At 54.5% G+C, this 10,909-nt stretch carries 11 protein-coding genes; 8 read left to right on the top strand and 3 right to left on the bottom strand.

Annotated features, from left to right (window positions below):
- The first annotated feature begins 113 nt into the window (after positions 1–113).
- Together ACVW0C_RS13900 and ACVW0C_RS13895 are read left to right on the top strand one after the other, a co-directional pair.
- On the top strand, positions 114–890 hold the full coding sequence (locus ACVW0C_RS13900; RefSeq protein WP_414358094.1) for an SAM-dependent methyltransferase: 777 nt from the start codon (positions 114–116) through the stop codon (positions 888–890).
- Positions 890–1,222, top strand: a complete 333-nt coding sequence (locus ACVW0C_RS13895; RefSeq protein ID WP_011433845.1) for a cupin domain-containing protein — start codon at positions 890–892, stop codon at positions 1,220–1,222. Before ACVW0C_RS13900 ends, ACVW0C_RS13895 begins: the two co-directional genes overlap by 1 nt.
- Here ACVW0C_RS13895 and ACVW0C_RS13890 read toward each other — a convergent pair.
- Positions 1,219–2,106 carry a TVP38/TMEM64 family protein gene (locus ACVW0C_RS13890; RefSeq protein ID WP_228375352.1) on the bottom strand — a complete coding sequence of 296 codons (888 nt, stop codon included), beginning with the start codon at positions 2,104–2,106 and terminating at the stop codon, positions 1,219–1,221. The genes ACVW0C_RS13895 and ACVW0C_RS13890 overlap by 4 nt on opposite strands.
- 133 nt (positions 2,107–2,239) lie before the next feature.
- On the opposite strand from ACVW0C_RS13890, the gene ACVW0C_RS13885 reads away from it, so the two are divergent.
- Complete coding sequence (locus ACVW0C_RS13885; RefSeq protein WP_011431398.1) at positions 2,240–2,914, top strand: Fe2+-dependent dioxygenase; 675 nt, start codon at positions 2,240–2,242, stop codon at positions 2,912–2,914.
- Here ACVW0C_RS13885 and ACVW0C_RS13880 read toward each other — a convergent pair.
- Together ACVW0C_RS13880 and ACVW0C_RS13875 are read right to left on the bottom strand one after the other, a co-directional pair.
- The gene (locus ACVW0C_RS13880) at positions 2,911–4,188 is read right to left on the bottom strand and encodes a di-heme oxidoreductase family protein (protein ID WP_457385991.1); all 1,278 of its coding nucleotides are present in this window, start codon (positions 4,186–4,188) and stop codon (positions 2,911–2,913) included. The genes ACVW0C_RS13885 and ACVW0C_RS13880 overlap by 4 nt on opposite strands.
- Before the next feature lie 141 nt (positions 4,189–4,329).
- Positions 4,330–5,562 (bottom strand): imelysin family protein, encoded by a 1,233-nt coding sequence (locus ACVW0C_RS13875; protein WP_011433843.1) that lies wholly within the window; start codon positions 5,560–5,562, stop codon positions 4,330–4,332.
- Between the two features lie 390 nt (positions 5,563–5,952).
- On the opposite strand from ACVW0C_RS13875, the gene ACVW0C_RS13870 reads away from it, so the two are divergent.
- The 5 genes from ACVW0C_RS13870 to ACVW0C_RS13850 all read left to right on the top strand — a co-directional run bounded on the left by ACVW0C_RS13870 (position 5,953) and on the right by ACVW0C_RS13850 (position 10,799).
- On the top strand, positions 5,953–6,987 hold the full coding sequence (locus tag ACVW0C_RS13870; RefSeq protein ID WP_011433842.1) for a chlorophyll a/b binding light-harvesting protein: 1,035 nt from the start codon (positions 5,953–5,955) through the stop codon (positions 6,985–6,987).
- 73 nt (positions 6,988–7,060) lie between these two features.
- Positions 7,061–7,570: a flavodoxin FldA gene (gene fldA / locus ACVW0C_RS13865; RefSeq protein WP_414381563.1), complete on the top strand. Its 510-nt coding sequence runs from the start codon at positions 7,061–7,063 to the stop codon at positions 7,568–7,570.
- Between the two features lie 47 nt (positions 7,571–7,617).
- Positions 7,618–9,198, top strand: coding sequence for a chlorophyll a/b binding light-harvesting protein (locus ACVW0C_RS13860; protein WP_414374509.1), 1,581 nt, complete (start codon positions 7,618–7,620; stop codon positions 9,196–9,198).
- A 189-nt stretch (positions 9,199–9,387) separates the two neighbouring features.
- Positions 9,388–10,179: an alpha/beta fold hydrolase gene (locus ACVW0C_RS13855; protein WP_414374510.1), complete on the top strand. Its 792-nt coding sequence runs from the start codon at positions 9,388–9,390 to the stop codon at positions 10,177–10,179.
- Positions 10,180–10,394: 215 nt separating this feature from the next.
- Positions 10,395–10,799, top strand: a complete 405-nt coding sequence (locus tag ACVW0C_RS13850) for a universal stress protein (RefSeq protein ID WP_414357691.1) — start codon at positions 10,395–10,397, stop codon at positions 10,797–10,799.
- Positions 10,800–10,909 lie beyond the last annotated feature (110 nt).

The following is a 10,909-nucleotide window of genomic DNA, read 5'->3' as shown; positions in this document are numbered from 1 at the left end:
TACAACTCTTTGCCGCAAATCCAAAGAATGAGTCGGCATTCCTTTCTCTCCTTCCTCTTGAATACCTGTACCCTATTTTAAATTAAAAGGCTGTATCTTTTTTGGAGTTACCTATGTCTAAGCTGGACTCAAAAAATGCACCTGGACACCAGGTACTGGCTGCGGCAGGTAAAAAGGCACTTCGACCGGGGGGCTTTGGCGCTACCGAACGGCTCTTCAAGTTTGCCGAGTTCCGTCGAGGAGAAACTGTGCTGGAACTTGCCTCAGGCCTTGGCTACACGGCTATTCGATTGGCAAAGCGCTATGGCATACATGTTACCGGCATTGAGAAAAATCCAGATAACATTGCTCGCACTCGCGCTAATGTTTCTGCAGCAGGGCTAGCCGGCCAAGTTGAGATCCTCGAGGGCGATATCTTTCACCTAGATCAAATCGATCAGAAATTTGACTATGTCTTGGCGGAAGCTATTTTAACAATGCAGTCCGATGCAGGAAAATCTAAGATTTTGTCAGGGATTTACAATTGCCTCAAGCCAGGGGGTAAGTTCCTCAGCCATGAGCTGCGAGTTGAGGGATCCAACAGCGACGCTATCCGCAAGGAGTTATCCTCCGTAATCCATGTCAATGCCAATCCTTTATCTACTGACAGCTGGCTTGCAACTGTTCAGCAAGCAAATCTTACGGTTGTCCAGTATGCCACCGGCCCCTTAACTTTGCTCAATCCCGTTGCTATTGCTACAGAGGAAGGATTGCCGACGCTCTTAACTATGGTGTGGAATGTGCTTACACGTCCTGTAATCCGGCAGCGGATCTTATCTATGAAGCAAATCTTTAGCCGATATCGAAATAACCTAGGCTACATCATACTGATTGCCAAGAAGGAGGCTTAATGATGTCTCTTGTCTCCCCTGAGTCACCTTTTTTGCAGCTCAAAGATCACATTGCTTATTCTGTGGAAGGAGTTCTCAGCAAGATCATTTGGAAAAGTGAAGTCTGCCAACATACTCTTTTCTGTATGGCGGGAGGCACAAGTATTTCCGAGCATACCTCCACAAGGGACGCTACTCTCCACGTCATTGAAGGAACTGGAGTCTTAACCCTTGCAGGTGAGAAGATCTCTCTATCTCCGGGCATATTTGTCTTAATTTCGGCAAATGTTCCCCATGAGTTAGAAGCCACTGCTGACCTTGCTTTTGTTCTGACTTTATCAAAGGCAAGTTAAGAACGCCGCCTTTTACTCAGCCAGCCGCTTAACATCGCCAAAGCAAACATTCCCAGCAAAGCAAAGCCCAGCAGCCACCTTCCCTGCTCTAGGATCCCTGCCCCCAGAGCCACTACTGGGGGTGTAGAGACGGCAATGCCCAAAGCTAGGGCGAGAAGAAAGTTCTGCCATTTTATTTGGGTTAGGCCGGCGGCGTAGGCGACAAAGTCGAATAGGCCCGTCATTAAAAAACCAGCTGTAAGAAAAATATTGTTTTCCAGATAGTTAGCTGAAAGGGCATCGACTTTGTACATCCATTGTCGCCCAACTACTCGCTGTACTAGGTCTCTACCAAACTTTCTGGCTAGGTAGAAGTTAAGTGTACAAGAGATAAAATCAGCAATTGCAATGTAAAGGATTCCCGATCCAAATCCAAAGAGGGCTCCTGCCAAGATGGAGTAAAGGGTGCTGGGTATGGCAGGAATAATAATACTCAGGGAGCGTAATCCAATCAGGGCAAGGGGTGCCCAGGGGCCTAGTTTTGCTATAAATTCTCGAGTTGCCTCTGGATCTAAGCGACGGGCCAGCAAGATGGCAGCTAACAGGACAACAAGCAACAACAGCAGTGAGAGGATGTCTTTCCTTTTTCTGGAATTGATTTTGCTGCTAGAGGACAAATCCTCTGAGGGGGTAGGGGACGATCCTACTGACTCGCCATCTGCTGACTTGTCAAAGGTAGTGCCGGGCGGATAATAGAGTTCATCCTTCAGGATCCAACCTGTTTTCTGTTGCAGATAGGCATGTGTGCTCAAGCCCAGACGCTTTGCCTCGGTGGCAACAGCCTTGTAGTCTAAGCCCAATAGCTCGCAGAGCTCTTTTTGTCGAATACCAGAAGGTGGCTGCATAGGGCAAAAGATCTCTACTTTCTCTGCTAGATGCTTAAGGTTTCCGAGGGATGCTCGAAGTAGGCATGATTTTCATAAGGCTTGTTTTGCTAGTGTAGAAGGTGTCATGTATTTTGCTTTTTAGAGGTTGATAATGATCTTGTGTATTGGCGATGTTCTTAGTTTAGCAGAATTGCAACAGATTCTGTCCCTCATAGCCGATGCTGAATTTGTGGATGGTGCTCTGACGGCAGGCTGGAATGCCAGGCTTGTCAAAAACAATAGGCAAATGCCAAAGGGATCCCTTCAGCAACGGAAGATAGAGGAGATTATCTTGGCAGCTCTAGAGCGTAACTTGTTGTTCCAGATGGCTGCCCGGCCCAAGCTCATTCATTCCATTTTAATTAGCTGCTACGAAGCGGGAATGTCCTATGGCACTCATACCGACGATGCGCTGATGCTCGATCGGCATCAGCTGATGCGCACGGATATTTCCTTTACGCTATTTCTAAGTGCCCCTGAAGACTATGATGGCGGTGAGCTGAAGATCGAGAGTAGCGAGGGGGAGCAAGCCTACAAGCTGCCGGCGGGTGCTTTGATCCTCTATCCTGCTTCCACCTTGCACCGAGTTGAGCCTGTAACCCGTGGGATCCGCTATGCTGCCGTCAGTTGGGTTCAAAGCCTAATTAGGGATCCGCAAGAACGCGAGATCCTCTTTGATTTACAGACTGTGCGGCAGCAGATGTTTCAGGAATCGGGCAAGACACGCCACTTTGATTTGATCTCCAAAGTTTACGCGAACCTGCTGCGGAAATGGGCAGAGCTCTAGAGGGATCGAAGAAAATAGAGCAGGGCTTCTCTGTCTTCAGCAGCCATATTTTTAAAGATCTCGCGGGAGCGTTCAGCTTCTCCCCCATGCCAGAGAATGGCCTCCTCGAGGCTGCGGGCGCGGCCATCGTGCAAATAGCCGGAGGAGGGCAGAACTGTCTGCGACAAGCCGATGCCCCACAAAGGGGGGGTGCGCCATTCTCGGCCCGTGGCCTCGAAGTCAGCGCGGCCATCTGCTAGTCCTTCGCCCATGTCATGCAACAGCAAATCGGTGTAGGGGTGGATGACTTGGTTGGCCAGGGCAGGGATCTCATGAATGCCGGTTTGTAGCTCTGGTCGGTGACACTTGGCGCATTGAGCTTGGACGAAGAGCTTTTCCCCTCGCTGAACTTGGGGATCCTGCCAAAGGGCGCGGCCAGGCACGGCCAGGGTTTGCACGTAAACGGTTGTCGCTTGGAGAGTGGCCTCGTCGATATCTTGGCTGCCATCCGCGGCCGGAAAAAGAGGATTCGTGACACCCATGTCGTTGGCGTAGGCGGCCGCAGTTTGTTGCCTGAGGTTGGGGGTATTGGCTTTCCAACCAAACCGTCCCAGCACCAGACGCTGCTGCTCTTGATCCCAAACCAAGTTGGGGCGGCCAGAGATGCCATCCCCATCGGCGTCGTCAGGATCGGCTGCTGCCAGGATCCTAGAAGCGAGAACGGCCTCCAGTAGGCCCGCTCCAAACACCGGCTGGGGGATCCGCAGGGAGATGAGGACAGGATCGATGGGCGATCCCTCCAGAGTTAACAGCTTTACAACAGGAGAACGCAGCCTGTAGGGAGTTCCGTCGGCGTACTCTCTGGTCTGCTCTACCCAGTGCAACTCCACCTTGGACTCTGGCCGATAGCCCCGAACGGCCTTTTCTTGAACCTGCGTGCCGATGCCGGCCACAGGGGGAGTGTTGCTATGAGGAGCAATGGCCTCCCATCCAAAAGGCTGGGGATCCCCGCTTCTATCCAGGGATCCAACCTGGCTGACTCTGACGACCCGCTGCCCCTTGTCAGGAAAACCTCGGCCGTTTTTAACATGACAACCGGCGCAGGAGTTGTTGTTGAACAGAGGCCCAAGGCCGGGGTTAACAGGCGCCGGAGCGGTGACGAAGCGAGCCTCAAAGGCGATGTCCCCCAGGGCATGCAACCTGGCCCAGCGGGGATCCAAGTTGGGAGCCGGCTGCTCGTAGGCTGTTGAGGTGCGGTTCCAAAGGGTTGTTTCGCCACCCGCTCGAGGGGGCAATGGCTAGGATCCCTCTGGGGCAGCGGGGAAAGCCAGAAAGCTCGCCGCCCAAAGAGAGGCCAATCCCAGCATGAAAATCTGGAGAAGACGACGCATCGGCTATCAAAATATCGGCAACTCAGCTCTTTTGGGACTTTCTTACTACTGCAGGAGCGGCACAACTTCCTGAGCAAAGCTGTCGAAAGCGTCTTCAATTTTTTCCATAGCGGCAGTAATAGATCCACGGGCATTGGCATCGCAAAGGCTTTTTTCGATAGGGGCAGGGATCCCCTGGAGAGCCGCCGCCGCTGCTTGTAACTCCGACTGAATTTGACTATCCAAATTGGGATTGATGTCCCGGACAAATTGGCTCAGGCCACGACCTTTTCTATCTCTAAATCCGCCCAAGTAAGCATACTGAACGCTGCGCACATTGGCCTGGAACTCCGGCAGCGAATGGTGGGCAAAGCGACTTTCCAGCAGAAAAGGATTTTGCTGGGCGAAGGCTTCGCCAATTTTGACCTTGCCCAGCTCGTCCAACATGCCGAGAATACCTTGGGCTATTTCTTCAGCAGCAGCTTGCAGCGTGAGATAACTCTTGCTGCCCTCGCCGGCTTTTACCCATTCTTCGCGAAAAGCAGGCAGCCCTTGCACTCCCTCTGTCCAGCTTTTGAGCAGCTTTGCCGCCGTATCCGCCAAAACTGGGCCAAGGGCAGCCAAGTACTCCCGATCCCGCTCGGTAAAGTCTTGCAAAGACTTGTTGTTATCCACGCCAAAGAGCAAGAAGGCCACGGCATGAAATCCCTTTTGCCCGCTTTCCAACTCGGCCACGGTCTCTGGAGTGAGGGGATCGCCGCTGTTGAGAACTTCCAGCACCTCCACCTCGTTCAGGGGCCATTCGTCCAAATCCGCATCCAGCCCCAAATAAGCCGCCGGCCCAAAGGCAAAAGCCTCGCTCTCCTCCCAAGTGATGCGGGCAACAGACCAAGCCTGGCGAGCCGCTTGCAAAGTCTGGGCATTGGGATCTTGCACGAAGGCCTGGATGGCCTGAGACAGGGCCTGGGTATCGGCGACCAACTGCTCATAGGCAGGGATCACCACCTGATCGGCAAAGTCGAGCAAAATCTGCCGATCCTGAAACCGCTGCTCAGGAGAGAGCACAACGGCTGGCCGGCGAGAGCCTGCCCCTTCTTCCCCACCCTCGCCGCCGCCATCCACCGGGATAGGCCGACACTCCGGGTTCATTTGAGCTGCCTGCTGAGGCGAAGCCTGGCTCAGGGCCGGTGGATCCCCGCCGCCCGCAGCCGAGGGATCCTTTTGGGTTTCCCCGCAAGCGGCCCCGCTGACCAGAACATAAAGCCCTATCCCCGTCCACAGCTTCAGATACCTCGACATCTCCTCCGACTCCTTTGCCCTCGACTTGGCCAACTTTGGCTTGATTGTAATCCAGCTATTGCGACTCAATCTTAAGAAGGGAGAGATTTTTATCACCGGCTGCCACCGGATCGCCCGGCTCGTCCCTCTGCGGGCCAGCTTCCATCTGCAGCTTCCCCAGGTGGGGCTATGGGCGGATACAAGTCCGACTCTTAACAAAACTTAACTCTAAAGACATTGATATTTGTTTGCAAGAAGCCTAGAGTAGGTCACAGCTCGCTGTTGAGATTTACTCTCAACAGTTGGTTACGTGTCTCGAAAGGATGTGTCCGTGCGGCCAGAGGCGGGCCTGGGGCAAGGTCTCTGGCCTTTTCCTAGAAAAGCTTGTTTAGAAACGCAAGAGGAGCGGAGATGACAGCGACGACACTCAAGCAAGAAGGGGGATCTAGCTCGCAACAACAGATCCCGTGGTGGGCGGGCAACGCCCGTTTGACCGATCTTTCTGGCCGGCTGCTGGGGGCGCATGTGGCCCATGCCGGGCTGATCGTTCTCTGGGCAGGGGCGATGACCCTGATCGAGTTGGCCAAGTTTGACCCCAGCCGACCGATGTATGAGCAGGGGCTGATTCTCTTGCCCCACCTGGCCAGCTTGGGGCTGGGGGTGGGATCCGGCGGGGAAGTCCTGGATACGGATATCTACTTTGCGGTGGGAGCGATCCACCTCATCAGCTCTGCCTTTTTGGGGTTTGGCGGCATTTTTCATGCCCTGCGCGGGCCGGCGGTGCTGGATCCCAAAGCCTTTCCCCTGTTTAGCTACGACTGGCAAGACAAAAACAAGATGACCACCATCCTAGGGATCCACCTGGTGCTGCTGGGATTGGGAGCCTGGCTTTTGGTGCTCAAGGCAGTGGTGTTTGGCGGCTTGTTCGACCCGGTGGCAGGAGAGGTGCGCCTGGTGTCTCCCAACTGGAACCCCTTTGGCCACCTGTTGGGCATAGAAGGGCGCCACTGGATCGCCGGGGTGGACACTTTAGAAGACGTGGTGGGCGGCCACCTCTGGCTGGGCTTGCTCCTGGTGTCAGGTGGGGTTTGGCATATCGCGACCAAGCCTTTTGCCTGGGCAGAACGGATTTTTATCTGGTCTGGGGAAGCTTATCTTTCCTACAGCTTGGGAGCTTTGGCCTTGATGGGATTTATTGCCGCCTATTTCGTTGCCGTTAACCCAGTGGTCTATCCCGAAGTTTTCTATGGGCCGCTGCTTCAGGTGGGCTTGGATCGCTATCCCTTTTTTGAGCAAGGAGAGGCTCTCACGTCTAGGGTTTGGCTGGCCAATGCCCACTTTTGGCTGGCCTTTTTCTTCCTTCAGGGCCACCTTTTCCATGCCCTGAAAGCCCGAGGATTCAATTTCCGTACCGGCAGAGTAGAGCTCGCTGCACAGCAGGCCTAACGGCACGCTGAAGGCATTGACTATCTAGCCATCTGATTTTGAGCTTCGCACTTGCAGTTTCGAGGTAGGAGCAATGGCAAAAATAGGTCTATTTTTCGGCACTCAAACCGGAAATACCGAAAGAGCTGCCGAGATGATTCAAAAAGAGCTGGGCGAAGACAATGTAGATTTAATTGACATTGCCGAGGCCAGCATTGAGGACTTTGAGAAGTACGACTACTTAATCATCGGCTGTCCAACTTGGAATATTGGGGAGCTTCAGGCTGATTGGGATGGTTTTTTCCCAAATTTGGATGAGATCGATTTTTCCGGTAAGACGGTAGCCTACTTTGGAGTTGGGGATCAGTTGGGCTATCCCGACAACTTTCAAGATGCCATGGGGATCCTGGCCAAAAAAATTGCCGAGCGTGGCGGCAAAAATGTCGGCTCCTGGCCTACAGAAGGCTACGAGTTCAACGAGTCTAAGGGAGTGGTTGACGGTGAGTTTGTCGGCCTTGCTCTGGACGAAGATAACCAACCAGAGCTGACGGAAAAACGAATTAAAGAGTGGACGGCTAAACTAAAAACGCTCTTCAATCTGTAATTCAAACCCGGCTTCTTAACTTGTCATTGATACTGTGGGAGTTTGTCATGACCGGCGCAGTTCTATCTTCATCGCCTACTTCTGCTGAGGGATCCCCTCAGGTCAGTTGGTTGGCAGGGAATGCTCGTTTGCTCAACCTATCCGGAAAGCTGCTGGGGGCCCACGTGGCCCATGCGGGGCTGATCATGCTGTGGGCCGGCGGCATGACCTTGTTCGAGGTGGCCCACTGGGATCCAAATCAACCTATGTACAGCCAGGGGCTGATTTTGTTGCCCCATCTGGCCAGCTTGGGCATCGGCGTCAACGCAGAAGGGGTGGTTACGGATCCCTATCCCTTTTTTGTGGTGGGCGTTCTGCACCTAATTGCCTCGGCAGTGCTGGGGGCAGGAGGGATCTTCCATGCCCTTTTGGGACCAGAGGTGCTGAGCAAGGGGAAAACCTTTGCCGAGTTTTTCGGCTACGACTGGGAAGATGACGACAAGATGACCACCATCCTCGGCATCCACCTGCTGCTGCTGGGGCTGGGTGCATGGCTGCTGGTGGCCAAGGCTCTCTTTTGGGGAGGGCTGTACGATGCCAACCTGGGCCGCGTGCGGATCGTTGCGGATCCCACCCTCAATCCGCTGCGGATCTTCGCCTACTTGACGCCGCTGATGGGTCAGCAGGGCATGGCCGCCGTGGACAACCTGGAAGACCTGGTGGGGGGACACATCTACGTGGGCCTGCTCTGCGTGCTGGGGGGATGGTGGCACATAGCCACGCGCCCCTTTGCCTGGGCCAAGCAAGTCTTGATCTACTCGGGCGAAGCCTACCTCTCCTACAGCCTGGGGGCCCTGGCTTACATGGGCATCTTGGCGGCCTATTTTGTCAGCGTCAATGAGATCGCCTACCCTGCGGCTTTTTACGGGCCGCTGGGGCTGGCCGCTGACGAAAGGGGAATTGTAAGCAGCCGTACCTGGTTGGCTACAGCCCACTTTGTCTTGGGGATCCTGTTTTTGGCGGGGCACATCTGGCATGCCATCCGGGCGCGGGCGGCGGCCAGCGGCTTTGACTTCCAGCGCGGGGGCTGGGTGCGAGCCACAGATCCCCAGGTGGGCAACTTGGACACGCCGGTAAACCAGGGCGATCTCACCCTGCTGCTGCTGCAAAACCTGCCCATCTACCGGGAGGGCTTGTCGCCTTTCCTGCGCGGTTTGGAGATCGGCATGGCCCATGGGTACTTCCTGGTGGGGCCGTTTTACAAGTTGAGTCCGCTGCGGAATTCGGAGCAAGCCCTGACGGCAGGTACGCTGGCGGCCATTGGTCTGGTGCTGATCCTAACGGTTTGTCTTTCGATCTATGGACGAGTCTCTTTTCCGCGCTCGCGGCTGGTGGCGGTGGTGAACACCCCCTATGGAGAGGTGGCCTATCCGACGCCGGGAGTGCAACTGATGGCGGAATCGCAGGGATCCCCTCAGCCGGTGCGAGTACCGGCAGGATCGGAGGACTTGCCCGAAAACTTGCGCACCCGTGCCGGCTGGAGCCAGTTGGCGGGAGGGTTTCTGGTGGGCGGCGTTGGCGGTGCCCTGTTTGCCTACATGCTCCTGAACAGTGCGGACGTGTTGGCCCAGATTTTGCCTGGGCTGTGAATGAGGTTTGAGGCTCCCTGGTTCGGGGATCTGCAGAAAGGAGAGGGGTATTGTCCCCTCTCCTCTATCCAGATCGGCTCGGATCCTTTGGGCCGCATTTTCCAATGGCAATTGCACTGTTCACAATTGCATGGTTCAACCGCACTTTGCCGGTTGGTTTCTGGCTACTGGACTTTGTAGATCTTTTGTTTGGCTAGCAGCCTTGATGGTTTTAACAGTCGAGATGGAATAGCGAATATGAGTTTAAGCTCCGCTTCTGCGCTCGCTTTTGAGGCCCTGTATCTGGGCATTTCTCCCAGTCTCAAGCTCTTTGATCAGCCTTTATTAGGATCCCTGGGGAAATGCTTTCGGATAGCCTACTGGGAGTACCACCAAACCCAGGATGAGCCTTGTAGCCTGGAGACTGTAATCACGCTGCTATACGAATATCTCAAAGCTTGGGATCGACCCGTTCATCTTATCGGCCACGGCTTGAGCGGGGTGGCCGCTTATCTTTTTGCCTGCCGTTACCCACAGCGGGTACAGTCTCTGACCTTGCTGGCCGTGGGAGGTTGGCCTGCTACCACTTGGCATGCCCATTTCTATGTGCAGCGAAAAATCTTTTGCTGGAGTCGGGAACAACTCTTGGTGCGTATAGCCCAGAGCCTTCTACCTACTTCAGAACAGTGGCGAGCACGCTCACTCTCCTATGCTCTGGCTAAAGATTTGGATACTTCTCCCATACCTCACTCCCTATTTCAGGTGATAGCGATTCCAGCCCAGAAAGTGTCGGTGCCGATGTTGGTTTGCGCCAGCAAGGATGACCCCATTGTGGATCCTGCTTCGCTCGAGAAGTGGAGAAACCACCTAAAGCCAGGGGATCAAATGTGGTTTTGCCCTGGGGGGCGACACTTTTTTCATTATTCTTTTCCAAGTTTGGTCAATCTGAAAATAATGGATTTTTGGCAGGAATTGCGTAAACTTCAGCCCAGCATGGCTTAGGGCGGCTGGACTTTCGCGGGATGATAGAATGGCTACTCATCCAAACAGCAGAGGAGCTCCGTTTGCAGCTAGGGCGAAGCAGCCCAGGTGGAGCCCCTGACAACAGGAAAACGGGCAGGGGTGGAATGAGGCCATTGAGCTCCCGGTAAAATTGATAGAATAGGGCAAGCCCCCAACTTGGATAGGGAATGGGCTTGACCGCGGAATCCGCGACTATGTTCGACAAGCTGCTCTTTCCCATCGACAACTCGCGTGAGACCAGCCACGCCTTGCCCTTGGTGGCAGACATAGCGCAGCGCTACAAAAGTCAGGTGTACTTGCTCTCTGTACTGGATGCCGCGGAGCTGGACGCGGAGAGGGCGGAACAAGCTCGGCAAAACATCCACAACCTGCTCAAGCAAACGGAGTCTGGCCTGCATCAAATCGGCCTCAACAGCGTCAAGAGTGAGTATCGAGAGGGAAAGGTGCCTTTTGTCATCTGTGATGTGGCAGACGAGCTGGAGATTAGCCTAATTGTAATGGGATCCCGCGGCCTCACCCTCTCCGGAGAGGGGCAGAATAACTCTGTCAGCCACCGCGTGATCGATCTTGCCCCCTGCCCGGTGTTGGTCGTGCCCTGAGGAGAGGGATCCCATTGACCAAAAGGCGCGGCAAGCCCCGTCCTTCAGGGCAGGGAAGGATAGCGCCGACCGTAGCCGACGCCCTTTAAAAACGCAGTGCCGGCCATGTG

The organism is Thermostichus sp. OS-CIW-26 (genome assembly GCF_054058395.1).
This window is presented reverse-complemented; position numbering and strand designations above follow the sequence as displayed.

Bases quoted from the DNA above. Each gene is read 5' to 3' on its own strand.
- ACVW0C_RS13885 (WP_011431398.1), top strand. From the start codon at position 2,240: ATGATCTTGTGTATTGGCGATGTTCTTAGTTTAGCAGAATTGCAACAG.
- ACVW0C_RS13860 (WP_414374509.1), top strand. From the start codon at position 7,618: ATGACCGGCGCAGTTCTATCTTCATCGCCTACTTCTGCTGAGGGATCC.
- ACVW0C_RS13850 (WP_414357691.1), top strand. From the start codon at position 10,395: ATGTTCGACAAGCTGCTCTTTCCCATCGACAACTCGCGTGAGACCAGC.
- ACVW0C_RS13875 (WP_011433843.1), bottom strand. From the start codon at position 5,562: ATGTCGAGGTATCTGAAGCTGTGGACGGGGATAGGGCTTTATGTTCTG.
- ACVW0C_RS13895 (WP_011433845.1), top strand. From the start codon at position 890: ATGATGTCTCTTGTCTCCCCTGAGTCACCTTTTTTGCAGCTCAAAGAT.
- ACVW0C_RS13900 (WP_414358094.1), top strand. From the start codon at position 114: ATGTCTAAGCTGGACTCAAAAAATGCACCTGGACACCAGGTACTGGCT.
- fldA (WP_414381563.1), top strand. From the start codon at position 7,061: ATGGCAAAAATAGGTCTATTTTTCGGCACTCAAACCGGAAATACCGAA.
- ACVW0C_RS13870 (WP_011433842.1), top strand. From the start codon at position 5,953: ATGACAGCGACGACACTCAAGCAAGAAGGGGGATCTAGCTCGCAACAA.
- ACVW0C_RS13890 (WP_228375352.1), bottom strand. From the start codon at position 2,106: ATGCAGCCACCTTCTGGTATTCGACAAAAAGAGCTCTGCGAGCTATTG.